Here is a 23,859-nt window from a genome sequence, read left to right as displayed (position 1 = left end):
GGCCTCGAAAGCGCATGAGCCGAAGGCTCGAGTCTCGAGGCCTGAACGGCGAGACTCAGGGGGCCTCGACCCCGCGCGCGCCAGCGCGCCAAAAACACAGCACCTTCACAAACAACCCCGCCCCCTCACCACCACAAACAACAACCCCACCCCCTCACCACCACAAACAACCCCACCCCCTCACCACCACAAACAACCCCACCCCCTCACCACAAGCGCACCCCCCTCACAAGCCCGATCCCCCCTCGAGCGAATCCGACCCTCGTATCCCGGTCGGCCACATACCCACCGACACATCCCTCGACCGGCAGTCTTGCGAACCACTCGGCTCGCTGCGTCCCGGCAACCGCTGCGGGCCTGGGTTCGCCGACTGCCGGACCTCAGGCGGGTGGCGTGAAAGTGCTGGTGCGTTTCATCCCCGCCGCCCGGCCCTTCTCCGCGACGACCACCGCCATTTTCGCGCTGGCCTCGTCGATCATCTCGTCGCCGAGCATGACCGCGCCGCGGGATCCGCCGGCCGCGGAGGTGTGGTAGGCGTAGGCCTCCAGGATGAGTTCCGCGTGGTCGTATTCGGATTGCCGGGGGCTGAAGATCTCGTTGGCCGCGTCGACCTGGCTCGGGTGCAGGACCCATTTTCCGTCGAAGCCGAGGGCGGCGGTGCGGCCTGCGGCCCGGCGGAAGCCGTCGGTATCGCGGATCTGCAGGTAGGGGCCGTCGATGGCTTGGATGCCGTGGGCGCGCGCGGTGAGCAGGATGGTCATCAGGATGTGGTGGTAGGCGTCGCCGGTGTCGTAGCCTTCGGGCTGTTCGCCGACCACCAGTGTGCGCATGTTGATACTGGCCATGAAGTCGGCCGGGCCGAAGACCAGGGTCTGTACCCGTGGGCTGGCGGTGGCGATCTCGTCGATATTGCGCAGGCCCAGCGCGTTCTCGATCTGCGGTTCGATTCCGATACGGCCCGGTTCGATTCCGTTGGCCCGTTCCAGCTGGCCGAGCAGCAGGTCGAGTGCGCGCACCTGGCCGGCATCGGTCACCTTGGGCAGCAGGATCGCGTCGAGTGCGGTTCCGGCGCCGTCGACCACCGAGATCACATCGGCGTAGGTCCATTGGGTGGTCCAGTCGTTGACCCGGACCACTCGCAGTTGATCACCCCAGCCGGTGTCGTTGAGGGCGGCCACGATGTTCGCGCGGGCCGCGGCCTTGGCATCGGGTGCGACAGCGTCCTCGAGGTCGAGGAAGACCTCGTCGACCGGCAAGCCTTTGGCTTTGGCGATCATCTTCGGGTTGCTGCCCGGCACGGCGAGCACGGAACGGCGCGGCTTCATCAACACTCCTGGGGTCGGCCCGGTCCGGCCCCGGAACATCTAGCCTGGCAACCATGGCAGCTACCAGGGTGTATATCGCCAGGCTGACGGGCCTGGCGGTGCTGGGGCCGGACGGCGAGTCTATCGGCCGTGTCCGCGACGTCGTGGTCGCCGTCCGGTACGACCGGCAGGAACCGCGTGTTCACGGCTTGGTGGTGGAGTTGCCGACCCGTCGCCGCATCTTCGTCCCGATGCTGCGGGTGACCGCTATCGAGCCCGGTTCGGTGACCTTGAACACCGGCAATGTGAGTCTGCGCCGGTTCGCGCAGCGGCCGGGCGAGTTGCTGGCGATGGCGCAGATCGTCGACTCCGCGGTGCGGGTGGAGGATCCCGATCTGCCCGATCTGGCCGGGATCGATGTGTTCGTGGTGGATCTGGGAATCGCGCTGACCCGGACGCGGGATTGGCGAGTCTCCCGGGTCGCGGTGCGCGGGCATCGCCGGCTCGGGCGACGGCGGACGGTGCATGTGGTGGACTGGGCCCGGGTCCAGGGGCTCACCCCGTACGAGCTGGGCCGGCCGGGGCAGGATGTGAGCACGCTGCTCGAGCAGTTCGAGGGCCAGCGCGCCGCCGATGTCGCGCATATGTTGCGCGAGCTCCCGGAGAAGCGCCGCCTGGAAGTCGCGGTGGCGCTCGACGACGAACGGCTCGCCGATGTGGTCCAGGAATTGTCGGGCGACGATCAGCTGGAGTTGCTGGGCAAACTCGAGATCGGGCGGGCGGCCGATGTCCTCGAGGCGATGGACCCCGACGATGCGGCCGATCTGCTGGGCGGGTTGCCGGAGAGCGAAGCCGAATCGCTGCTGACGCTGATGGATCCGCAGGAATCGGAGCCGGTGCGCCGGTTGCTCGAGCATTCCCCGGATACCGCCGGTGGTCTGATGACGCCGGAGCCGGTGGTTCTCACACCGGCGACGACGGTCGCGGAGGCGCTGGCGCGGGTCCGTGATCCCGATCTGACTCCGGCACTGGCGTCGATGGTGTTCGTGGTGCGCCCGCCGACGGCCACTCCCACCGGTCGCTACCTGGGATGCGTTCATCTGCAACAACTGTTGCGGGAGCCGCCCGCGCATCTGGTGGGCGGGATTCTCGACACGGATCTGACGACGTTGCGCCCGGATGCGCCGCTCACTGCGGTGGCCCGCTTTTTCGCCAGCTACAACCTGGTGTGCGCGCCGGTGGTGGACGAGCAGAATCATCTGCTGGGCGCGGTGAGCGTGGATGATGTACTGGACCATCTGCTGCCGCGGGATTGGCGTGAGGACGAGCAACTGTTCGAGGGTGTACGGCAGTGACGGAGAAGAGCACGGTGAGCCGGGCGGCGGCGAGTGCCCGGCAGCGGTTGGAGACGCCGGTCGAATCCCGGTTCCGGTTCGATTGGGACGCCGAGGCGTTGGCGCGGGGCAGCGAACGGATCGCCCGGTTCCTGGGCACCGGGCGCTATCTGGCATTGCAGACGGTGGTGGTGATCGTCTGGATCGCGCTGAACATCTCCTTCATCACGCTGCGCTGGGACCCCTACCCCTTCATCCTGCTGAATCTGGCTTTCTCCACGCAGGCCGCCTACGCGGCGCCGCTGATCCTGCTGGCCCAGAACCGGCAGGACAACCGGGACCGGGTATCGCTGGAGGAGGATCGATTACGAGCCGCGCAGACCAAGGCGGATACCGAGTTTCTGGCACGAGAGCTGGCTGCGCTGCGGCTGGCGGTCGGCGAAGTGGCCACCCGTGACTATCTGAGGCGGGAGTTGGACGAGATCCGCGAAGCGCTCGATCGGCTGGAGACGGCGGCGGGTACGGGTCCGACGCGCCCGGAGAAATCCGCCAAGCCGAAACGCAAGAAAACCTCCGGTCACAAGCCGGTTACGGGCTCGGTTTCATCGCCTGTCGCGGACGAATGACCGGAAATCCGCAATATGCTCCTGACCGGTAGGTAACCTGGATCACGTTGTCCCGAGCACGCCGTCCGGGAATGTCCGAGACGGTTGCTCACCTGTGACATAGAGGAACGGTGAAGCCGAATGCGGATACCTACCCCTGTGGCAATGTCGGCTCTGGTCATGGCGGGCCTGGTAGCGAGTGGTTCCGCCGCCCACACCACCTTGTCCTCGACGCCCCCGGAGGCTCCCGGGGCTCGGCTCGCCGCCAATTCCGGAAACCTCGGTGACCCGGACGTTACCGTCGATGCACCACTGCCCCAGACACTCGGAATGTTGCCGGTCGAGCGCTCGACGCCCCGGAAGCTCCGCGCACTCAGTCCCGCTCCGGCGGACGGGATCCCGCCCTTCGGCGGCGTCGTCCCACTGCAGACCATCAACCTGCCGCAGGGCGGAGGCGCCCTGGGCATTCCGGAGATCGTGCTGGCGGCCTATCGCAATGCCGAACTGGCACTGCAGTCCTCGACACCCGGCTGTGGTGTCACCTGGAATCTGCTCGCCGGGATCGGCCGGATCGAGTCCGGGCATGCGAGCAACGGGCGCACGGACGCCGCCGGCACCACCAACCCGCCCATTTTCGGTCCCGCACTGGACGGCACGCTGCCCGGCAACGAGGTCATCCGGTCCGCCGACGGCGGTTACATCCGGGCGCTCGGTCCCATGCAGTTCCTCCCCAGCACCTGGTCGCGCTATGCCGCCGACGGGAACGCCGACGGCCGCGCCGACCCACACAACGTCTTCGACGCGGCACTGGGCGCCGGGAAGTATCTGTGCTCGGGCGGCTTGAATCTGCGTGATCCGCAGCAGGAGTTGCGGGCGGTGCTGCGCTACAACAACTCGATGTCGTACGCGGCAAATGTGCTGAGCTGGTCGGCGGCCTACCGCACCGGTGGGCGTCCGGCCCCCGTCACGATCTCACCCGATCTCGTCCCGCCGGGTAGTCAACCCACCGAGTTCCCCGGCGGGCCGACGGATCTGCTGGCGGCGCAGACCGATACCCAGGTCCCGCCACCGCCGCCGTCGTTGCCGGTGCAGACACCGCGGCCCGAGCCCATGATCCGGATCCCGGGCCTGCCACCGATTCCGTGTGGCCTGTTCTGTCCGCCCGCTCCGGGTGCTCCGAAGGTCGGCGAGGCGCTGCCCGATCCGGCCCCGGTCGTTCCGGACCTGCCCGCCGGGCAGAACGCTCCCGCGGCACCGGCGCCCGCTCCCAGCCAACCCGCTCCGGCGGTTCCGGCACCGGCCGATTCCGCCCCGGCGGCACCGGCACCCGCCGAATCCGCCCCGGCGGCACCGGCACCCGCCGAATCCGCCCCGGCGGCACCGGCACCCGCCGAGAACCCGAACCAGCCCGCCCCCGCCCCCGCACCTGCACCTGCACCGGCGCCGCCGTCGATCACGCTCCCGGGCGGAATCGTCATCCCGCTCCCGATCGCCCTGGCACCGGCGCCGACCGCGGCGGTTCCGGCACCGGCCGGCACCGCTCCGGCGGCGCCCGCTCCGGCGGCCCCCGCCGAACCCACCCTGCCCGCCTGACCACCCGATTCCGGCGCGGACGCACTGCTTCCACCCGCGCCGGAAGCCGGGCCCCGGGCCGGACCGGGGTCGGCGTGTCGGGTGGGTGGGACCGAGTTGCCAAGCGGCACTGCCGGTTCCCCCATTCCCACACCGGCGGAAATAATGGTCACGGAGGAGTAACAAAGTGATCTCGGATGCGGTATCCTCGAGGCAACAGGTCACGGAGCGGCAACGAACCATCTTGTGACCGCAGGCTGTGCGTTGAGATGAAGGGCTTGAGTACGTGGGGCGTCACCGTAAACAGCAACCTGCCACCGTTTCCCGCAGCTCGGTGATCGCACTCACCGGGCTGGTTCCGGCCGGTGTAGTGGCCACCAATGCCGCCGCGGCGGTGGCCACCGATCCCACCGCGGCGTCGGTGGCCATGCAGGTGTCGGCACTGAACGCCGAGCCCGGCTCGACCGCCGCTCCGGCCGCCGTCGACCCCTACGCGATGCACGCCATGGCGAGACAGTCCCCCGAGGCGCGGATCGAGGTGAAATCGGTCGCGCTGGACCCGAATCGTGCCCGGAACGAACTGCCCGTCGCGGCGTCGGGTATCCCCGGTATCGCCGAGGCCGCCTATATCAATGCGGCGCAGATCCTGTCCGAGGAAAACCCCGACTGCAATATGCCGTGGACCATGCTGGCCGGAATCGGCCGGGTCGAATCCACCCATATGAACAACGGCGGTGCCGACGCCGACGGTAACGCCCTCGCTCCGGTATTCGGTCCGGTGCTGGACGGCAGCCTCTCGGGCAACAATGTCATCCACGATTCCGACGGCGGCGCACTCGACGGATTCGGCGGGTACGACCGCGCCGTCGGCCCCATGCAGTTCCTGCCGCAGACCTGGACCAGTTTCGCCGCCGACGGTAACCGCGACGGTATCTCCGATCCGCAGAACTACTACGACGCGACGCTCACCGCCGGCAAATACCTCTGCTCGGGCGGGATGGATATGCGCGACCCGGCCCAGCAGACCAGGGCGATCCTCCGCTACAACAACTCGATGGCCTACGTCGCGAACGTCATGGCGTGGGAGCAGTCGTACCAGACGGGTATCGCACCACGGCCCGCGGAACTCCCCAAGATCTGACGGCACTACCATCGGCAGTATGCCAGTGGTAACGGAAGCGGAGGTGCGGGGCGCCCTCGCGAAGGTCGACGACCCGGAGATCCGCAAACCGATCACCGAACTGGGCATGGTGAAGAGCATCCGGGTCGAACCGGACGGCAACGTGCACATCGAGGTGTATCTGACCACCGCGGGCTGCCCGTTGCGGACCGAGATAACCCAGCGGGTCAGCATCGCGGTCGCCGACGTGCCCGGTGTGGGCACGGTCTCGGTCGATCTCGATGTGATGAGCGACGAACAGCGCACCGAACTGCGTAAACAGTTGCGCGGCGATTCCGCCGAACCCGTCATTCCCTTCGCCCAGCCCGGTTCGCTGACCCGTGTGTACGCGGTCGCCTCCGGAAAAGGCGGCGTCGGGAAATCGAGTGTGACGGTGAACCTGGCCGCCGCGCTCGCCGACCGCGGCCTGTCGGTCGGGGTCCTCGACGCCGATATCTACGGCCATTCCATTCCGCGGATGCTCGGTACCGACGCCCGGCCGACGCAGGTCGAGCGGATGATCATGCCGCCGGTCGCGCACGACGTGAAGATGATCTCGATCGCGCAGTTCACCAAGGGCAATACCCCGGTGGTGTGGCGCGGCCCCATGCTGCACCGCGCGCTGCAGCAGTTCCTGGCCGATGTTTTCTGGGGCGATCTGGATGTCCTGCTGCTCGATCTGCCGCCGGGGACCGGCGATGTGGCGATCTCGATCGCCCAGCTGATCCCCAACGCGGAGATCCTGGTCGTCACCACCCCGCAGATCGCGGCCGCCGAGGTCGCCGAACGAGCGGGCGCCATCGCCCTGCAGACGCGGCAGCGGATCGCCGGTGTGGTGGAGAACATGTCATGGCTCGATCTGCCCGACGGCACCCGGATGGAGCTGTACGGGTCCGGCGGTGGACAGGCCGTCGCCGATCGGCTCACTCGGGCGGTCGGCGCGGAGGTGCCGTTGCTCGGCCAGATCCCGATCGAACAGGCTCTGCGTGAGGCGGGCGACGAGGGCACCCCCATCGTGCTGAAGGATCCGGAGAATCCGTCGGCCGTCGCGCTGCAGTCGGTGGCGGACAAACTCGCGATTCGCCGCCGGGGCCTGGCCGGTATGTCGCTGGGTATCGACACCACCCGTCACCTCTGAGCGCACCTAGACTCGATCCATGCTCACCCTGCTGCTCTACGTACTGATCGTCGGTTTGGTGGCCGCAGTCCTGTTCCTCCTGGCCAGTGCCCTGTTCGGGCGCTCGGAGGAATTGGGGCCGCTACCCGAGGGCACCACGGCGACGGTGCTGCCGGTCGAGGGCATCAGTGGTGCGGATGTGCGGGCACTGCGCTTCCAGCAGGTGGTCCGCGGCTACAAGGCCGGTGAGGTCGATTGGGCACTGGCCCGGCTGGCCGCGCGCATCGACGAATTGCAGGGTCAGCTGGCCGAGGCGCGGGCCGCCGGAGCGGCCACCGGGTCCGGGCCGGAGCAGCCGTGACCGGGACGGCGGCGGCCGATACGCTCGTGCGCTGTGGGTGGTCGGTGGAGTCCCAGCTGTACCGGGACTACCACGACCAGGAGTGGGGCCGCCCACTCCACGGTGACGACGCGCTGTTCGAGCGTCTGTGCCTGGAAGCTTTCCAATCGGGGTTGGCGTGGATCACGATCCTGCGTAAACGACCCGCTTTCCGGGAGGCATTCGCCGGATTCGTCATCGACCGGGTCGCGGAGTTCGACGACACGGATCGGGAGCGCCTACTCGCCGATGCCGCCATTGTGCGCAATCGCGCCAAAATAGAAGCGTGTATCGCCAATGCGAAAGTCGCGCGCGATCTGGATATCGGCCTCGACGAATTGCTGTGGTCGTTCGCGCCGCCGACGCGCCCACGGCCACATGCTTTGTCCGATATTCCGGCGACGACTCCCGAATCCATCGCACTGGCAAAAGAATTGAAGCGGCGCGGTTTCCGTTTCGTCGGGCCGACCACCGCGTACGCGCTGATGCAGGCCACCGGCATGGTCGACGACCACCTGGCCGAATGCTGGGTCGATACCCGGCAGGCCGAGGTCGGCTGACCGATCACATTTGGACGTCGAGTGTCCGTCATCTCATGCGATAGGGAAGAATAGATCAAGTGCGGTCCGTCGTCTCAGCCGACGGACCGCCCGGTTGGTGACAACCGGAGTTCCGAGCAAGTGCGCAGCATACAGCGCAGATCTGGAGGGAGCAGAGGATGGCGGCCATGAAGCCCCGTACCGGGGACGGTCCCCTCGAGGCAACCAAGGAAGGCCGTGGGATCGTCATGCGGGTCCCACTCGAGGGTGGCGGGCGTCTGGTCGTAGAACTCACGCCCGACGAAGCCGCGGCACTCGGTGACGAATTGAAGAGTGTCACCAGCTAGACAGGTAGCCGAACAGTCGGCGCTCGCCGCGGTCGCCGAGGTACTGAGCTGCCCCGAATGCGACCGCGGCTTGTCGTCCGCGCAGGGGGCGCTGCGCTGCGACGGCGGGCACAGTTTCGATATCGCCCGGCAGGGCTATGTCAGCCTGCTGACCGGCGCGGCCACCAAATCGACCGGCGATACCGCCGCCATGCTCGACGCGCGGGCCGCTTTTCAAGGCACCGGATATTTCGCCCCGATAGCCGATGCGATCGCGGCGGCGACGGTGGCGGGGCACGATCCGGGCACTCGCGCAATCCTCGCGGATATCGGTGCGGGTACCGGCTACTATCTGGCGCGCGTTCTCGACGCCTTTCCGGCCGCCCGCGGTATCGGAGTGGATATCGCCAAACCGGCCGGGCGCCGATGCGCCCGCGTCCATCCGCGCGCGGCCGCGGTGGTCGCCGATGCCTGGCGCGGTCTGCCGATCCGCGACCGGACACTCACCGCCGCGCTCTCGGTGTTCGCGCCGCGCAATCCCGACGCGGTATCCCGGATCCTGGCACCCGGCGGGCGCTATATCGTCGTCACGCCCACTGTCGCTCATCTCGCCGAACTGATCGAACCGATCGGCATGGTCACCGTCGATCCGGACAAGGACCGGCGCCTCGCCACGGCCATGGCCGGGCGGTTCGTCCGAGCCGAGCACCGGACGATCGAATACGCGATGCCCCTGCCCCGTGCCGATATCGCGAACCTGGTGTCGATGGGCCCCTCCGCGCATCACGCGGCCGCGGCCGCCGAACGGATCGCCCGCCTACCGGAGTCCGTCGAGGTCACCGCCTCGGTCACCGTGGGAACCTATCTGCCCGCCTGATCTCACCGGCCACCCACCGCCGCGGTGAGAACAGCGCAATCACGCTGGCACACAGAGCAATCCACTCGCGACTTCGACCTGATCGCCGGGTAACACCGTTATGATGTTCTCGACGTATGCGGATACCGATGTTCGGCAAGCGGAAAGACACCACCATTACCACCATCTACGAGCAGATCGGCGGCTACGAGGCGCTCGAAGCTGTTGTCGCCGATTTCTACACCCGGGTCCTCGCCGACGAGGAACTGGCCGGTTTCTTCAGCGGGACGAATATGTCCCGGCTCCGAGGTAAACAGGTCGAATTCTTCGCCGCGGCACTCGGCGGTCCGGAACCCTACACGGGTGCGCCGATGAAACAGGTGCACCAGGGTCGCGGGATCACACCGCACCATTTCGGCCTGGTGGCCGGTCACCTGACGGATTCATTGACGGCGGCTGGCGTCGGCGACGAGACAGTCGCGCAGATCATCGCGGCTGTCGCCCCACTCGCCGACGATATCGCCTCGGGTTCGTCCTGGACCTGAGCGCGGTCGGCGCGCTCACCGTTTGCAGACGGTGTGGTACACGGCCAGGGTCTGTTCGGCGATCCGATACCAGTCGAATTCGGCCTGGGCGCGGCGACGACCGGCCACGCCCAATTCGACCGCGAAGGCCGGGTCGGCCGCCAGTTCGTTGATCGCGGTCGCCAGCGCGTGCTCGTAGGCATCGGTCTCCCCCGCTGCGAAATGCACCAGCCGACCCGTCTGTCCGTCTGCCACCACCTCCGGTATACCGCCGACATCCGAGGCGATCACCGCCGTCGAACACGCCATGGCCTCGAGGTTCACGATTCCCAGCGGTTCGTAGACCGAGGGGCAGACGAATACCGTGGCGGCTGCCAGCAGCTGCCGTATCTGTTCGATGGGCAGCATTTCCCGGACCCAGAACACATTGCCACGGCGGCGGTGCAACCCGGCCACGGCGGCGGCGACCTCCGCCTCCAGCGCCGGTGTGTCCGGGGCACCCGCGCACAGGACGAGCTGGATCGCCGGATCGATATCGCGTGCGGCCGCCAGCAGATGGCCGACCCCCTTCTGCCTGGTGATCCGGCCGACGAACACGACCAGCGGCCGATCCGCACGCACTCCGAGTTCGTCGAGGATCCGGCGGCTGCCCGGTTCCGGCGGCCCGGGATGCCAGACGGCGGCGTCGATCCCGTTGCGCACGACGTGCACCCGCATCGGATCCAGTGCCGGATAGGCGTCCAGTACGTCCCGGCGCATCCAGTCGCTCACCGCGATCACGGCGTCGGCGTGTTCCAGCGCATTACGTTCCGACCAGGACGAGAGCCGGTAGCCGCCACCCAGTTGTTCGGCCTTCCACGGCCGGCGCGGCTCCAGCGAATGAGTGGTGACCACGTGCGGGATCCCGTACAGCGTGGCGGCCAGATGGCCGGCCAGCCCCGAGTACCAGGTATGCGAATGGACCACGTCCACCGCCCCGACCGAATCGGCCATCCGTAACTGCGCCGACATCATCCGCAGCGCGGGATTGGCGCCGTCGAGAGCCGGATCGGGGTCGTGCACGCGGGCATCGTCACGGGGCGCACCCATACAGTGCACAGTCACCGCGCTCATCTGCCGCAGCCGCGCCACCAGTTCGGTGACATGGACACCCGCGCCACCGTAGACCTCGGGTGGAAACTCTCGGGTCAGCATGGCCACCCGTAGCTCATCGGCCGCGGACGGCTCGGCCGCGGCGCTGGAACCGGAACTCACGAATTCACGGTAGCCGCCGAGCGGTCGATGCCCGCCGACCACCTCGTTCGGTAGTTTGGCACTGTGAGGAGCCAGCCGCACGTACTAGGAATCGTGCTCGCCGGTGGCGAGGGCAAGCGACTCTTTCCGCTGACTGCCGACCGGGCCAAACCGGCCGTCCCGTTCGGCGGCGCCTATCGCCTCATCGACTTCGTGCTCAGCAATCTCGTCAATGCCGGTTTCCTCCGGATCTGTGTGCTCACCCAATACAAATCGCATTCGCTGGACCGGCATATCTCGCAGACCTGGCGCCTGTCCGGATTCGCCGGTGAATACATCACGCCGGTCCCCGCGCAGCAACGACTCGGCCCGCGCTGGTACACCGGCAGCGCCGACGCGATCATGCAATCGCTGAATCTCATCTACGACGAGGACCCGGATTACATCGTGGTGTTCGGCGCCGACCACGTCTACCGGATGGACCCGGAACAGATGGTGGCCCATCACATCGATTCCGGGGCCGGGGTGACCGTGGCCGGTATCCGGGTACCCCGCAGCGAGGCGGGTGCTTTCGGCTGTATAGATTCCGACGAATCCGGTCGCATCATCGGTTTTCTGGAAAAGCCGAGCCATCCGCCCGGGATCCCCGACGACCCGAATTCGACCTTCGCCTCGATGGGCAACTATGTGTTCACCACAAAAGTACTGGTGGACTCGATCAAGGCCGACGCCGAGGATTCCGATTCCGACCACGATATGGGCGGCGACATCATTCCGAGCCTGGTCTCCGCGAGCCAGGCGGCGGTCTACGACTTCGCCGACAACGAGGTGCCCGGTGCCACCGATCGCGACCGCGGCTACTGGCGCGATGTCGGCACCATCGATGCTTTCTACGAAGCACATATGGATCTGGTGTCGGTGAATCCGGTGTTCAACCTGTACAACCGGCACTGGCCCATCCGGGGCGCCGCGGAGAATCTGCCGCCGGCGAAATTCGCCCGGGGCGGGCTGGCCCAGGAATCGATCGTGGGGGCGGGCAGCATCCTGTCGGCGGCGACGGTGCGCAATTCGGTGTTGAGCGCCAATGTGGTGGTCGACGACGGCGCGACCGTCGAGGGCAGTGTGCTGATGCCCGGGGTCCGGATCGGCCGCGGCGCGGTGGTCCGGCGCGCGATCCTGGACAAGAACGTCATGGTCTCCGAGGGGGAGATCATCGGCGTGGATCTGGAGCGCGACCGGTCCCGTTTCGCCATCAGCAACGGCGGAGTGGTCACGGTCGGCAAGGGCACCTGGGTCTGACCGGACCGGGCACCGATGTGTCCCCTCCCGACGGAAGGGGACACATCGGATGGCGAACGATCAGCGGATATCGCGACCTCGCACGCCGGCGAGGCCGGCCGCGAGCAGTACCGCGGCGATCACCGTGACCGCGACGACCGGAGTCGCGCTGAACTCGGACCCCGGCACCTTCGGTGCGTGACTGAACGGTTCCAGATCACGGAACCACTGGGGTGCGCCGGAGAACGAACCCAGCAGGAAAACGGCGATGGCGGCGGTCAGCAGACCCCACGCCACCGGTGTCCAGCGAGGTACGAGCCCGAACAGCGCCAGCGTCACCCCGGCGAAGAACCAGATCGCCGGCAACTGGACCAGCGCCGCACCCACGACACCGGGCAGTTCGCCACCGATATCGTCTTTGGCGATGCCGTAGGCGAGGCCACCGAGCAGTCCGGCGGTCAACATGATCACCACGGGTCCGCCGAGCGAGAACGCCAGATGGGACGCGGCCCAGCGCAGCCGGCCGACGGCACCGCTGAGCACGGACTCGGCCTGATGTCCGTTCTCCTCGCTGAACAGTCGCAGCGTAGCCGAGACAGCGTAGGCGGCACCCGCGACTCCGAGCATGGTGAAGGCGTAGGAGATGAACGAATCCTCGATCGACTCCGAACCGCCCATCCGGGTGATCAGATCGCGCAATGTCTCGTTCTCGGCGAAGCTGTCCCCGATACCCGCCACCACGCTGCCGATCACCAGACCGTAGAGCCCGACGCCGATCGACCAGGCCAGCAGGGTGCCGCGCTGCAACCGCACGGCCAGGCCGAACGGTCCGGCCAGGTCCGCGCCCGCCGCCGGTGCGCCCAGTCGTTCCGCGATGAGCCCCGCCCCGACGTCGCGGCGGCGCAGTAGGGCGTACGCGACCGTTGTCAGCACCACGAGCAGGACGATATGCATCAGCAGCACCCACCAGCGGTCACCGGCGTACGGGCGGATCTGCAGCGACCATCCCTGCGGCGACAGCCAGGTCAGCGGATTCACCGGGCCCGCTCCCGCCCGTGCGTCACCGATCGCCCGGAGGGTGAAGGTGATCGCGAGCACGGCGAAGGCCAGTCCCCGGGCCAGCCGGGCGCCGGTGCAGACCTGCGCCGTGACCGCGGCCACGGCCGCGAACACCATGCCGGATCCGGCCAGCGCGAGCCCGAAGGCCAGCGAACCGCTCGCCGGGACATCGGTGGCGGTCAGGCTCACCGCGCCGAGCAGACCCGTGAGCAACGAGCCGCCGACGGCCAGCAGCAGCGCAGCCGTCAGATTCGCGTAGCGGCCCACGGATGTAGAGGCCAGGATCTCGCTGCGCCCGGTCTCTTCCTCGGCCCGCGTGTGCCGGATGACAGTGAGGATGGTGGCCACCGCGATCAGGGTGTGGAACATCCCGGCTTTCCAGATACCCACCGCGCCGATGGAGGTGTTGTAGATCGGCCCGTACATCGCCAGCTGTGCGGGACTGGCCAGAATGGTGGCCGCGAACGAGGCCCGGTCGGCCTCGGTGGGGTACACCGATTCGATACTGGCCACATAGACCGCGCCCAGCGGTAGGGACAGCAGCAGAATCCACAGCGGCGCCACGATCCGGTCGCGGCGCAGGTACAGCCGCAGCAGCCGGGTGGTTCCGGTGAATCCGGTGCGGCCCGGCCGGTAGTCGAGCACACTGTGCCGTGCTCCGGCGACAGCGGTCGTCATTTCCGGGCTCCCTCGAGTTCGCCGGCCTCCTGGCCGTTGATCGAGTAATGGCGCATGAACAGCTCTTCCAGGGTCGGCGGCCGGCTGGTCAGACTGCTGACCCCGGTATCGCCGAGCACGCGGATGAGTTCGGCGAGATGTTCGCCGTCGACCTGGCAGCGCAGGGTGTGGTCGTCCATGCTGAAATCGGCGACTCCCGGGATCGCCGCGATATCACCGGGATCGCCGGTGAGTTCCGCGGTGATGGAGGTACGGCTCAGGTGTCGCATCGAGGACAGCGTCCCGCTCTCCACCGTGCGCCCGGAGCGAATGATGGTGACCCGCTCACACAGCGCCTCCACCTCCGACAGGATGTGGCTGGACAGCAGCACGGTCGCACCCCGCTCGGCCGCCTCGGCGACGCATTCTCGGAAGACCTGCTCCATCAGCGGGTCCAGACCCGAAGTCGGCTCGTCCAGCAGCAGCAACCGGGCGTTGGAGGAGAAGGCCGAGACCAGCGCCACCTTCTGCCGGTTGCCCTTGGAGTAGGTGCGCGCCTTCTTCCGCGGATCGAGTTCGTAACGTTCGATCAGTTCGGCGCGCCGCGCGGTATCCAGACCGCCGCGCATCGAGGCCAGCAGGTCGATGGTCTCGCCGCCGCTCAGCGACGGCCACAGGGTCACATCGCCGGGAACGTAGGCGATCTCCCGGTGCAGTGCGACCGCGTCCGCCCAGGGATCGCGGCCGAGCATCCGCACCTCACCGGAAGTGCGTGCCAGCAGGCCCAGTAGGACCCGGATGGTCGTGGATTTACCGGCGCCGTTGGGGCCCAGGAATCCGTGGACCTCGCCCTCGGCCACTTCCAGGTCGAGTCCGTCCAGTGCCCGGACCTTTCCGAAGTGTTTGTGCAGATCCCGGATCCGAATTGCCGAAATCATCGTGTCTCCTCGTGGGACAGAGAGATAGAGCGTGGATGGATATTTCGCGGGCGCGGCGGATCGGACGCCGCGCGGGCTCGGTTCGCGTCGCCGGCGGTTCAGGCCGGCTCCGGTGTTCCCGTCGGTCGCGGGGCCGCGGGCGGTGCTGCGGCGTACGCCGCACCGTCGGCAGTGACCGCGTCGCCGGCGGCCGCGGCGGACTCGGCTTGGTCGTCCCCGGACGCTTCGGACTCGGCGGCATCGACCTCGGCGGCGTCGGACCCGGTGCGGGCGTGCCCGGCGACATCGGCCAGCACGGTGTCCAGCATGGTCGAGTCGGGAAGCAGCCCCTCGGTGTAGATCTCCAGCGCGGGCAGCAGCATCTGCTCGCCGTACTCGCGCAGCGCCTGCCGGTAATCGACGGTGCCCGAGGCCTGGGCGCGCAACTGGACGAAAAGCAACATGCCCCCGCCGTTCGCCGTCGCGAGGTAGCGGGCCATTGCCTTCAGATCGCGCGGTCGGCGGACCGCGCCGCTGGCGATCCCCGCCTCGAGATACTGCTCGACGTCCTCGACCATATGCTCGAACAAGGACGCCGCGAGATCACCGCCGGCCTGGAAACTGCGCATCATGTAGGCGATGATCGGCGCGTATTCCTGGATCTCGGCCAGCTGTTGCAGCAGATTACCGGCGGACGGCCGGTTCATATAGCTCATCTTCGATTCGCGGATCACCGCGCGCACATGGTCGTCGCATTCGCGCCGCAGCCCGTCCTTGGAGCCGAAGTGGTGGTTGACCAGCCCCGGCGAGACGCCCGCGGCGGCCGCGATAGCGCGGACGCCGACCCCGAAACCCTCCTCCCCGAACAGAACGAGGGCCGCATCGCGAATACGGGCCCGCGTGTTCAGATCATCGCTTGAACGCATGTTCAATACGCTAAACAGTCGTTCAATCACGACGCAAGGGGGTAGCCCGTAGAGATTCCGTAAAGACGGACGGGCGTCGAAATGATCGTGTCGGCCCACCCGGAAAGCACGAGGTCAGGACCCGAACAGGCAATATTTCAACGTGACGTAAATCACAATAAATCAAGACGGCGCGCCGGCCGCTCCGTTCCACGGATTCGGCCGGCGATCGCCCGGCGCTACCCCTTCGAGGCGCAGAGCAACCCGTCACCGAGCGGGATGAGAACACTGGTCAGATCGGGATCCTCGGCCACATATCGGGTGGCCGAACGCACCGCCTGGGTCGCCGCGTCCCGATTCGCCGGATCGGGCACCCGGCCCCCGAGGAGCGCGTTGTGCAGCAGCACCGCCCCGCCCGCGCGCAGCAGCCGCACCGCTTCGGCGATGTACTGCGGATGCTCGATCGGCGAGGCATCGAGAAACACCAGGTCATAGGCACCGTCGGCCAGTCGCGGCAGCACATCCAGCGCGCGGCCGTTGATCAACCTGGTCCGGGCGAGCGGGATATCGGCGGCACGAAAAGATTCCTTGGCGGCCCGCTGATGCTCCGGCTCGGAATCGATGGTGGTCAACGTCCCGTCCTCGCGCATTCCGTCGAGCAGCCACAGACCACTGACGCCGGCGCCGGTTCCCACCTCGACCACCGCCCGCGCGTCCAGCAACTGCGCGTACATACTCAACAGGGCGCCGACCGACGGCGGTACCGGAGCCACGCCCAGTTCGGTGGCCCGTTCGCGGGCGCTGACGAGTACCTCGTCCTCGACGACGGATTCCTCCACGTAGGCGAGATTGAGCTCCAGGTTCGATGCCACGCCCAAGAGGCTATGCCAAACGCGCGAATGCTGGTCGCAACATTCTCAGGTGTCCCTCAGGATCCCCACACGCGGTCCACACCGGGAGACGGAAGAGTGAGGCTACGCAAGACCACCAGACCGAAACACGCAGGAACGGGAACAACGGAGCACAGATCCACCGTTGTAACCGATGAACCCGTCACGACCCGGAAACAGCGGTCCGCACAGGCCGCCTATTCGAGCCTACGCCTCGGTCCCGATCAGGAGGTTGTCACCATCCACATGGTCGATGCGGCACGCGAGTCCGCCACCTTGCCCGAACTGCCCGTACCACCCGGGACGCGCCCCTCGGCGACGAAGGCCGGCCACGGCCTGCCCGGGCCGGACGAATTCGGTCCCCGGCCGTTTACCGGGCCGGACTCGGAGGTAGCCGCACACCACGACCCGGTGACCATGGATCCAGCTCCGCCGGACGCCCTGATGGAGGTGCCCGATATGTCCAGTACCGACGAGCGAGCCGAGGAATACGACGTCGTGCGGGCGGTGCAGGCCGCTACCGCCGACGCGTCGTCCGAGCTCGACAGCATGCTCCCGCTCACCGGCACCGCCGCCTTCGACGCCACCGGCGACCGCACCGTCATGCCGACCTGGGACGAACTGGTCCGCGAACACGCCGACCGGGTCTATCGGCTGGCCTATCGCCTCTCCGGCGATGCCCAGGACGCCGAGGACCTCACCCAGGAAACCTTCATCCGGGTGTTCCGCTCCCTGTCGAACTATCAGCCGGGCACGTTCGAGGGCTGGCTGCACCGGATCACCACCAACCTCTTCCTGGACATGGTCCGGCGCCGCAGCCGGATCCGGATGGAAGCGCTACCCGAGGACTACGACCGGGTTCCCGCCGACGGCCCCGGGCCCGAGCAGGTCTTCCACGACGCCAGACTCGATCCCGATCTACAGTCCGCGTTGGACTCGCTGGCTCCGGAGTTCCGCGCCGCCGTCGTGCTCTGCGATATCGAGGGCCTGTCCTACGAGGAGATCGGCGCGACGCTCGGTGTGAAACTCGGAACGGTGCGCAGTCGAATCCATCGCGGACGGCAGGCACTGCGCGAGTATCTTGCGCATAATGGAGTCCAGGAGCGTTTCGCCGCCGAGGCGAGCTTCGGGTGATCCTGCGATCATGACGCCGGGATCACAGCAGTTTGTGATACCGGTCGGGAAGGATGGGCAGCGAATGAGTGGCGACTCCGAAACGCCCGGTCGTCGTTCCCCGCAGTTCCACTCCACCGAACACCTGGCGAGCGAGGCAGTCGCCGCCTACGTCGATGGCGAACTGCGGATGAACCCTTATCTGCGTGCGGCCCAGCATCTTTCGGTATGCCCGGAATGCGCGGCCGAGGTCGAGGCCCAGCAGCAGGCGCGGATCGCCCTGCGGCGCGCCTCCCAGGTCTCGATTCCCACCGGCCTGCACGACAGTCTCTCCCGTATTCCGCTCGCCGAACCGCCCAGTGGGACACAAACGCGGAATTCGGCCGGAAATCCGCGTAACGAGGCGGTATTCGGTTTCACGAGCCAGTCTTTCTCGGCAACCTTCGACAGCTTCCGGTGGTCGGTGTGGTGGCGCAAGTAGAGTTTGCCGCGTGAGTTCCGAACCGACGCAGAATTCCCCTGCCGATAACCCTGATTCGGCGGATGAAAACGGCACGACGACCGACAACGGCACTCTGCGTCCGCGCGAGGCGCCGGTCCTGGCTCCGCGGCCGGTCTATCGGCCCCATGTGGACTCACATACCGCGAGCGCCTTCCGCCGCCCGTCGGGCCAATCCGGATCCTTCGCCGCCCGTAACGGCCGCCCGGACTCCGAGGCCGCGGCCCCCATCGCGCCCAAAGGCCCGCCCGAGGCGGTGCTGGCCGAGGCATTCGGCCGTCCCCCCGGTTCCACCGAGGTCCTCCAGCGCGACCCGGACGCCGATACCGAGCGCGAACCCGTGGCCGGTCCGGCCGATCCCTGGCGCGACCCCGAGGCCGCGGCCCGGCTCGGCGCTCCGGCCGTGCCTTCCCCGACCACCCGCGAACTCCCCGGTGCCGACCGACTCTCCGCGCGCCAGGTGTTGTTCGGATCCCGGGTCGCGCCGAAGGCCCTGCTCGTTCTCGGCGCCATCGCGCTGGCGATCGGGCTGGTCGGTGGCCTGGTCGGCCGGTTGACCGCGGAGACGGCCTCGACCCTGACCTCGCGCAAGGTCAGCCTGGAACAAACCGACAGCGATCAGCCGCACGGCCCGATCGCCCAGGTGGCGGACGCGGTCCTGCCGTCGGTGGTGTCCATTCGCACCACGGTCGGCGACAACGGCGCCACCGGTTCCGGTGTCGTCATCGACGGCAACGGCTATATCGCGACCAACAACCACGTCATCTCCATGGCGGCCCAGGACCAGTCCGGCCGGGCCCGAATCCAGATCACCTTCTCCGACGGCACCCGCACCCCGGCCAATATCGTCGGCCGCGATCCCAAGACCGATCTCGCAGTCCTCAAGGTGGATGTGAAAAATCTCACGGTTGCGCAGCTCGGTAAATCCGATGACGTGCAAGTCGGGGACGCGGTCCTGGCGATCGGATCGCCACTGGGCCTGAGCAAAACGGTCACTTCCGGCATCGTCAGCGCCCTGCACCGCCCCGTGAAACTCGAGGGCGAGGGCAGCGACACCAAGGCGGTCATCGACGCCGTGCAGACCGACGCCTCGATCAACCCGGGCAATTCCGGTGGCGCACTGGTGGATGCGGACGGCCGGGTCATCGGTATCAATACCGCGATCCGCAGTGAGAGCGGCGGTTCGGTGGGCCTCGGCTTCGCCATCCCGGTGGACCAGATGACCCAGGTCGCCCAGACCCTCATTCGCGACGGGTCGATCCATCACCCGATGATCGGTGTGAGCGCCCGGCAGAAGACCGTGGCCAACGAGGTCATGAGCGGTGCCGAAGTCGCCGATGTACAGCCGGGCAGCCCGGCCGCGAACGCCGGCATCGTGGAAGGCGATGTAATCGTCCGGATCGGCGACCGCGAAGTCACCAATCCCGACGAGCTGGTCGTGGCGGTTCAGGCGAACAAGATCGGACAGACGGTGAACGTGCAGCTCATCCGGGAAGGCCGGCAGGTGGACGTTCCGGTGACGCTGGCCTCCGACTGACCCGCTGGTCGCGGCGCCGGGTAGCCTGTAGGAGTGTTCAGCAGTATCGGGTGGGGCGAGATGCTCGTGCTACTCGTCGCCGCCCTCGTAATCCTCGGCCCGGAGCGCCTACCCGGCGCCGCACGGTGGACTGCGCGCAGTTTGCGCCAAGTTCGCGATTACGCCACCGGCGCGACTTCGCAATTGCGCTCCGAACTCGGGCCCGAATTCGAGGAACTGCGTAAACCACTCGCCGATCTTCAGGAATTACGGGGGATGTCACCGCGTTCGGTAGTGACGAAACATCTTCTGAACGGCGATGATTCCCTTTTCCGGGATCTGGACGGTGCACTACCGGACAGCAAGAATGTCCTGGGCACCCACAGTGGCATGCCAGATTACCCGAAGCCCAGGTCGGATAAACCCTTGGAGCGCAACGAACATCCCCCGATCGATACCGACGCCACCTGAGCGTCAACCAGTCTAGACGCAGTTCAGCGACTCGCTGTCTAGACTTCGCACATGTCGGCCGATGACGTGGCGAGAATTTTCGCGATCGAAGACAAAGTCGAGCGACTCAAGGCCGCCACCGAAGGTGTCGCAGCGGCTCAGCAGACCATCAACGAGCTCACCCGAATTCGGCGCGCGGTGATCCGGGAGTTACATGCCGAGGGGTGGACTTTCGCCAGAATCGGCGCCGCCGCCGGACTTTCCCGCGCCCGAATCCACCAGGTGAGTACACAGGGCCCGGCGCCGGAGGGATTGTTCTTCGGGCACGGGCCGCTGACTCTGCTGGTCCCGGACACCCGCGCGGGCAGGCTGATCGGGGCGCCGGATCCGGCGGCCGCGCCGCGGCTCGCCGAACAGCTACGGGAACTCGGTTTCGCGGTCACCATCGAACCGTTCGCACCGGGACGCCCGATCGATCTGCTCCGCGACGGGCTGATCGTGCTCGGCGGCCCCGAGCTCTCCCCCAGCCTGCGGCATCTCATCGCCGCCGATCCCCGGCTACGCCGCGCGGTCGCCCGGCCCGGGGACGGCCGCCGCGGTATCGAGGACCGAGCCGCCCGGCGGATCTATCGACCGGCCAGCCCGGAGCCGCACGATATCGCCTACCTGGCCCGGCTCCCGCGTCCGGACGGCCGCGGTTCGGTGCTCGTTCTCGACGGACTGCACCCACCGGGTTCGCTCGGCGCGGTCCGATTGCTGGCCACCCGGCTGGCGACCCTGCACGAGCGTGCGGCCAATCGCCGCTTCTCGGTACTGGTCGGTGTTCGTTACGAGCGCACCACCGGCGAACCGGTGGACGCGGATCTGCTCACCCCGGTCTATCTCCACGAGCCGGTGGACTCCCGCCCGCAGGCGGTACGCCAGCGGCGCTGACCGCACCACCCGCACCGGGGAGGGGAAAGGCCGCGGCCGGTACTTTTCCGACACGCCGAAACCGCGATAGCTACAGCGAATATCGGCTGGTCGAACAATTGCTACCCTGTGCGCAGTAGGCCGATTTACCTTAACCGCGACCGGTTGACCGGGCCGGGGGATTCGATAGCCACAAAATTACATTGCGCCACTCGGTGCATCGTGGCGATGTCCGGCTCCGAAGAGATAATTCGTGGAGGCGCAGGTGAATGCGTTGATCATCATGGCGATTGTCCTGGTTGCGGTGGGACTGCTGATTACCGTGATCCTGTGGCTGCGCACACCCGATTCCGCAGACAGCGAGTATGTGACGGTCGCCGAACTCCAGGCCCGCCTCGAACACGAGCAGGAACCCGAGGAGCAGGCCGAGGCGGGCGAACCCGACGAACAGGCGGATACCGCCGGAACGACGGAACCCGAGCGGACAGCGCCGGACCACGATTCCCCGGGCGAGGATTCCCCGGACGTCGAGGCGCACGAGGACGTGGCGATGTCGCAGGAATCCACCCACCTCGGAGCCGGTGCGCGGCCCACCGGCGATGCCGCCACCGCGGCCGGCGATGAACTCGGTGCGCCGGGTGATCGGACACCGGAGTCCGGGGCGGACGCGGCCCCGGGGAGCGGGGAAGAACCCGGGACCGGGCAACCGGGCCGGAACCGCTGATATCGCCGACGGCTCCGGCCCGGCGGTTCAGGCGGCCGCGACGTCCGGCCGGATGGTGTTCATGGGCGGCCGGTCGACCAGGTCCACCGACGTACTGTGCGGGGTGAACTCGTCGCCGGCCAGCGGGAACTGGGTCAGCGCCGCTCCCGAATCCGTGACACCGCTGCGGCCCAGCACCGTGCCCAGGATCTGCCGGCTCATCACCCCGAGATCGGCCAGCGGCCGGTTGCGATGCGTCCGGACCCCGAGATCGACCTGTCCGATCGCGCTCAGCCCCAGCCGATCGTAGGTATCGAGCAACAACCCGATCTCCACGCCGTAACCCGGTGCGAACGGGACAGCGGTCAGCAGCTCCCGGGTCCCGGCGTACTCACCGCCCAACGGCTGCAGCACCTGGGTCAGCCCGGGACGCAGGGCCGCCAGCAGCGGCCGCGCGACGAGTTCGGTCACCCGGCCGCCACCATTCGCGTCCACCCCGCCACCGTGCCGCAGCGGACGCCGGTAGTAGGCCTTCACCAGGTGCAGATCGGGTGTGGTGAGCAGCGGACCGAGTAGTTTCGGCACGAACGCCGGATCCGGATCGATCAGATCGGAATCGACGAAGGCCACCAGATCACCGCTGGTCACCGCCAGCGAACGCCACAGCACCTCACCTTTGCCCGGGAAGGGCTCCAATTCGGGCACCGCCTGTTCGCGGGTGATCACCTCGGCGCCGGCCGCGCGAGCGCGTTCGGCGGTGGCATCGGTCGATCCGGAGTCCAGGACCACCAGTTCGTCCACCAGCGTGCCGAGCAGCGGACGGATACTGGCCACTACCTCGGCGACAGTTCGCTCTTCGTTCAGCGCCGGCAGCACCACCGAGACGGTGCGGCCGGCCTTGGCGGCGACCAGCTCGGCCACCGGCCAGTCCGGGGTGTCCCAGGTATGGGTGGACGCCCAGTCGGGCTCGTGCTGGGGAAACTTCATACGAGACCTCGCAGAGTTCGTACGGGGGGCCGGATGCCCTGGATCGCAGCGATCATGTCCACGACGCGACGGGTCGCGGCGACCTCGTGCACACGGAAAACGCGAGCACCGGCCGCGGCCGACCATGCTGTTGCCGCCAATGTGCCCTCCAGCCGTTCGGAAAGTCCGACACCTAATGTCTCTCCGATGAAATCCTTGTTGCTCAGCGCCATCAAGACCGGCCACCCGCTTTTAACAAGAACGTCCGCTGCCCGCAACAGTGCGAGCCCGTGATAAGTGTTCTTGCCGAAATCATGGGTCGGGTCGATGAGAATCGAATCCCGGCGCACCCCCGCCGCCGCGGCCCGCTCGGCCGCTCCGACGACCGTATCGGTCACCTCGGCCACCACATCGGTATACCGGACCCGATGCGGCCGTGTCCGCGGCACCGCGCCGCCGGTATGGCTGCATACGATCCCGGCCCCGGTCTCGGCGGCCACCGGCACCAATTCCGGGTCCGCGCCCGCCCAGGTGTCGTTGATCAGGTCCGCGCCCTCGGCCACAGCGGCCCGCGCCACCTCCGATCGCCAGGTGTCGACACTGATGAGCAGATCGGGATAGGCCTGGCGGATCGCGGCCACGAACGGCACCACTCGCCGCGTCTCCTCGGCCGCGTCCACGTGCTCCCCCGGCCCCGCCTTCACCCCGCCGATATCCACCAGATCGGCGCCCTCGTCCACCGCCCGCTCCACGGCGGCCAAGGCGGCGGAATCGCTGAAGGTCGCCCCACGGTCGTAGAAGGAATCCGGGGTGCGGTTCACAATGGCCATCACCAGCGCGCGATCGGTCGCGACGGTCCGGCCGCAGAGAGTCGGCGACGGCCGGACGGGCTCGAACATGAACCGAGTTTATTGCGACATCTCGACTGCGAGGTCCCGGGGTACGACGCAGCCGCGCCGAACCCGGCAGTCCCCCGCACCACAGCGGCGCCGCACATACCGGGACCCGAGCACCACGCCCGTCCCCGGCCGGTTCAGTTCCTCCAG

Annotated in this window: 24 protein-coding genes and 1 pseudogene; 17 read left to right on the top strand and 8 right to left on the bottom strand. The window is 67.7% G+C overall.

From position 1 onward, the window contains the following. Positions 1–380: 380 nt before the first annotated feature. Entirely contained in the window at positions 381–1,325 is a 945-nt protein-coding gene (locus tag ACWCPQ_RS33915) for an HpcH/HpaI aldolase/citrate lyase family protein (protein WP_449906889.1), read from the bottom strand. Between the two features lie 53 nt (positions 1,326–1,378). On the opposite strand from ACWCPQ_RS33915, the gene ACWCPQ_RS33910 reads away from it, so the two are divergent. From ACWCPQ_RS33910 to ACWCPQ_RS33865, 10 genes are all read left to right on the top strand, one after another. Then, positions 1,379–2,659: a magnesium transporter MgtE N-terminal domain-containing protein gene (locus tag ACWCPQ_RS33910; protein WP_449906886.1), complete on the top strand. Its 1,281-nt coding sequence runs from the start codon at positions 1,379–1,381 to the stop codon at positions 2,657–2,659. Between the two features lie 14 nt (positions 2,660–2,673). Beyond that, positions 2,674–3,264: a DUF1003 domain-containing protein gene (locus ACWCPQ_RS33905; protein WP_449906898.1), complete on the top strand. Its 591-nt coding sequence runs from the start codon at positions 2,674–2,676 to the stop codon at positions 3,262–3,264. A gap of 144 nt (positions 3,265–3,408) precedes the next feature. Continuing rightward, the gene (locus ACWCPQ_RS33900) at positions 3,409–4,836 is read left to right on the top strand and encodes a lytic transglycosylase domain-containing protein (RefSeq protein WP_449906884.1); all 1,428 of its coding nucleotides are present in this window, start codon (positions 3,409–3,411) and stop codon (positions 4,834–4,836) included. Positions 4,837–5,101: 265 nt separating this feature from the next. Next, entirely contained in the window at positions 5,102–5,956 is an 855-nt protein-coding gene (locus ACWCPQ_RS33895; RefSeq protein WP_449906881.1) for a lytic transglycosylase domain-containing protein, read from the top strand. 19 nt (positions 5,957–5,975) lie between these two features. Further along, positions 5,976–7,112: an Mrp/NBP35 family ATP-binding protein gene (locus ACWCPQ_RS33890; protein WP_449906878.1), complete on the top strand. Its 1,137-nt coding sequence runs from the start codon at positions 5,976–5,978 to the stop codon at positions 7,110–7,112. Between the two features lie 19 nt (positions 7,113–7,131). Continuing rightward, complete coding sequence (locus tag ACWCPQ_RS33885; RefSeq protein WP_449906875.1) at positions 7,132–7,452, top strand: DivIVA domain-containing protein; 321 nt, start codon at positions 7,132–7,134, stop codon at positions 7,450–7,452. Next, complete coding sequence (locus ACWCPQ_RS33880; protein WP_449906872.1) at positions 7,449–8,030, top strand: DNA-3-methyladenine glycosylase I; 582 nt, start codon at positions 7,449–7,451, stop codon at positions 8,028–8,030. Before ACWCPQ_RS33885 ends, ACWCPQ_RS33880 begins: the two co-directional genes overlap by 4 nt. Before the next feature lie 158 nt (positions 8,031–8,188). Then, on the top strand, positions 8,189–8,356 hold the full coding sequence (locus ACWCPQ_RS33875) for a DUF3117 domain-containing protein (protein ID WP_011211259.1): 168 nt from the start codon (positions 8,189–8,191) through the stop codon (positions 8,354–8,356). After that, positions 8,343–9,212, top strand: coding sequence for a putative RNA methyltransferase (locus ACWCPQ_RS33870; RefSeq protein WP_449906870.1), 870 nt, complete (start codon positions 8,343–8,345; stop codon positions 9,210–9,212). Before ACWCPQ_RS33875 ends, ACWCPQ_RS33870 begins: the two co-directional genes overlap by 14 nt. Before the next feature lie 128 nt (positions 9,213–9,340). Beyond that, positions 9,341–9,736, top strand: coding sequence for a group I truncated hemoglobin (locus tag ACWCPQ_RS33865; protein ID WP_449906867.1), 396 nt, complete (start codon positions 9,341–9,343; stop codon positions 9,734–9,736). Positions 9,737–9,751: 15 nt separating this feature from the next. Here ACWCPQ_RS33865 and glgA read toward each other — a convergent pair whose 3' ends face one another. After that, the gene (gene glgA / locus ACWCPQ_RS33860) at positions 9,752–10,909 is read right to left on the bottom strand and encodes a glycogen synthase (RefSeq protein ID WP_449906895.1); all 1,158 of its coding nucleotides are present in this window, start codon (positions 10,907–10,909) and stop codon (positions 9,752–9,754) included. A gap of 123 nt (positions 10,910–11,032) precedes the next feature. Between glgA and glgC the strand changes: the two genes are divergently transcribed. Next, on the top strand, positions 11,033–12,247 hold the full coding sequence (gene glgC / locus ACWCPQ_RS33855) for a glucose-1-phosphate adenylyltransferase (RefSeq protein ID WP_449906864.1): 1,215 nt from the start codon (positions 11,033–11,035) through the stop codon (positions 12,245–12,247). A 60-nt stretch (positions 12,248–12,307) separates the two neighbouring features. Here the strand turns inward: glgC and ACWCPQ_RS33850 are convergent, their stop codons facing one another. The 4 genes and pseudogenes from ACWCPQ_RS33850 to ACWCPQ_RS33835 form a co-directional block, all read right to left on the bottom strand. Next, on the bottom strand, positions 12,308–13,963 hold the full coding sequence (locus ACWCPQ_RS33850) for an ABC transporter permease (RefSeq protein ID WP_449906861.1): 1,656 nt from the start codon (positions 13,961–13,963) through the stop codon (positions 12,308–12,310). Then, positions 13,960–14,880, bottom strand: coding sequence for an ATP-binding cassette domain-containing protein (locus ACWCPQ_RS33845; RefSeq protein WP_449906858.1), 921 nt, complete (start codon positions 14,878–14,880; stop codon positions 13,960–13,962). The genes ACWCPQ_RS33850 and ACWCPQ_RS33845 overlap by 4 nt, the downstream gene beginning before the upstream one ends. A gap of 245 nt (positions 14,881–15,125) precedes the next feature. Further along, positions 15,126–15,785: pseudogene (locus tag ACWCPQ_RS33840) on the bottom strand (TetR family transcriptional regulator); the annotation flags it as partial. A gap of 218 nt (positions 15,786–16,003) precedes the next feature. Then, positions 16,004–16,636: an O-methyltransferase gene (locus ACWCPQ_RS33835; RefSeq protein WP_449906855.1), complete on the bottom strand. Its 633-nt coding sequence runs from the start codon at positions 16,634–16,636 to the stop codon at positions 16,004–16,006. A gap of 435 nt (positions 16,637–17,071) precedes the next feature. On the opposite strand from ACWCPQ_RS33835, the gene sigE reads away from it, so the two are divergent. From sigE to ACWCPQ_RS33805, 6 genes are all read left to right on the top strand, one after another. Beyond that, on the top strand, positions 17,072–17,788 hold the full coding sequence (sigE, locus tag ACWCPQ_RS33830) for an RNA polymerase sigma factor SigE (protein ID WP_449906892.1): 717 nt from the start codon (positions 17,072–17,074) through the stop codon (positions 17,786–17,788). A 64-nt stretch (positions 17,789–17,852) separates the two neighbouring features. Beyond that, positions 17,853–18,248 carry a hypothetical protein gene (locus ACWCPQ_RS33825; RefSeq protein WP_449906852.1) on the top strand — a complete coding sequence of 132 codons (396 nt, stop codon included), beginning with the start codon at positions 17,853–17,855 and terminating at the stop codon, positions 18,246–18,248. A 10-nt stretch (positions 18,249–18,258) separates the two neighbouring features. Next, positions 18,259–19,803: a trypsin-like peptidase domain-containing protein gene (locus tag ACWCPQ_RS33820; RefSeq protein ID WP_449906849.1), complete on the top strand. Its 1,545-nt coding sequence runs from the start codon at positions 18,259–18,261 to the stop codon at positions 19,801–19,803. A 33-nt stretch (positions 19,804–19,836) separates the two neighbouring features. Continuing rightward, on the top strand, positions 19,837–20,253 hold the full coding sequence (gene tatB / locus ACWCPQ_RS33815) for a Sec-independent protein translocase protein TatB (protein ID WP_449906846.1): 417 nt from the start codon (positions 19,837–19,839) through the stop codon (positions 20,251–20,253). 51 nt (positions 20,254–20,304) lie between these two features. Continuing rightward, positions 20,305–21,165, top strand: a complete 861-nt coding sequence (locus tag ACWCPQ_RS33810) for a hypothetical protein (protein ID WP_449906843.1) — start codon at positions 20,305–20,307, stop codon at positions 21,163–21,165. 232 nt (positions 21,166–21,397) lie between these two features. Continuing rightward, on the top strand, positions 21,398–21,868 hold the full coding sequence (locus ACWCPQ_RS33805) for a hypothetical protein (RefSeq protein WP_449906840.1): 471 nt from the start codon (positions 21,398–21,400) through the stop codon (positions 21,866–21,868). 27 nt (positions 21,869–21,895) lie between these two features. Here ACWCPQ_RS33805 and ACWCPQ_RS33800 read toward each other — a convergent pair whose 3' ends face one another. Together ACWCPQ_RS33800 and folP are read right to left on the bottom strand one after the other, a co-directional pair. Beyond that, positions 21,896–22,834, bottom strand: coding sequence for a glucosyl-3-phosphoglycerate synthase (locus ACWCPQ_RS33800; protein ID WP_449906838.1), 939 nt, complete (start codon positions 22,832–22,834; stop codon positions 21,896–21,898). Further along, positions 22,831–23,712 carry a dihydropteroate synthase gene (gene folP / locus ACWCPQ_RS33795; protein WP_449906835.1) on the bottom strand — a complete coding sequence of 294 codons (882 nt, stop codon included), beginning with the start codon at positions 23,710–23,712 and terminating at the stop codon, positions 22,831–22,833. Before folP ends, ACWCPQ_RS33800 begins: the two co-directional genes overlap by 4 nt. Positions 23,713–23,859: the final 147 nt, after the last annotated feature.

The sequence above is a fragment of the Nocardia sp. NPDC001965 genome (assembly GCF_053594175.1).
This window is presented reverse-complemented; position numbering and strand designations above follow the sequence as displayed.

What these genes read in the sequence shown, in the direction of transcription:
- sigE (WP_449906892.1), top strand. Translation starts at nt 17,072, where the DNA reads ATGGATCCAGCTCCGCCGGACGCCCTGATGGAGGTGCCCGATATGTCC.
- ACWCPQ_RS33890 (WP_449906878.1), top strand. Translation starts at nt 5,976, where the DNA reads ATGCCAGTGGTAACGGAAGCGGAGGTGCGGGGCGCCCTCGCGAAGGTC.
- ACWCPQ_RS33875 (WP_011211259.1), top strand. Translation starts at nt 8,189, where the DNA reads ATGGCGGCCATGAAGCCCCGTACCGGGGACGGTCCCCTCGAGGCAACC.
- ACWCPQ_RS33900 (WP_449906884.1), top strand. Translation starts at nt 3,409, where the DNA reads ATGTCGGCTCTGGTCATGGCGGGCCTGGTAGCGAGTGGTTCCGCCGCC.
- ACWCPQ_RS33825 (WP_449906852.1), top strand. Translation starts at nt 17,853, where the DNA reads ATGAGTGGCGACTCCGAAACGCCCGGTCGTCGTTCCCCGCAGTTCCAC.
- glgA (WP_449906895.1), bottom strand. Translation starts at nt 10,909, where the DNA reads ATGCTGACCCGAGAGTTTCCACCCGAGGTCTACGGTGGCGCGGGTGTC.
- ACWCPQ_RS33865 (WP_449906867.1), top strand. Translation starts at nt 9,341, where the DNA reads ATGTTCGGCAAGCGGAAAGACACCACCATTACCACCATCTACGAGCAG.
- ACWCPQ_RS33885 (WP_449906875.1), top strand. Translation starts at nt 7,132, where the DNA reads ATGCTCACCCTGCTGCTCTACGTACTGATCGTCGGTTTGGTGGCCGCA.
- ACWCPQ_RS33845 (WP_449906858.1), bottom strand. Translation starts at nt 14,880, where the DNA reads ATGATTTCGGCAATTCGGATCCGGGATCTGCACAAACACTTCGGAAAG.
- ACWCPQ_RS33850 (WP_449906861.1), bottom strand. Translation starts at nt 13,963, where the DNA reads ATGACGACCGCTGTCGCCGGAGCACGGCACAGTGTGCTCGACTACCGG.
- ACWCPQ_RS33810 (WP_449906843.1), top strand. Translation starts at nt 20,305, where the DNA reads ATGTCGGCCGATGACGTGGCGAGAATTTTCGCGATCGAAGACAAAGTC.
- ACWCPQ_RS33915 (WP_449906889.1), bottom strand. Translation starts at nt 1,325, where the DNA reads ATGAAGCCGCGCCGTTCCGTGCTCGCCGTGCCGGGCAGCAACCCGAAG.
- ACWCPQ_RS33800 (WP_449906838.1), bottom strand. Translation starts at nt 22,834, where the DNA reads ATGAAGTTTCCCCAGCACGAGCCCGACTGGGCGTCCACCCATACCTGG.
- ACWCPQ_RS33910 (WP_449906886.1), top strand. Translation starts at nt 1,379, where the DNA reads ATGGCAGCTACCAGGGTGTATATCGCCAGGCTGACGGGCCTGGCGGTG.
- folP (WP_449906835.1), bottom strand. Translation starts at nt 23,712, where the DNA reads ATGTTCGAGCCCGTCCGGCCGTCGCCGACTCTCTGCGGCCGGACCGTC.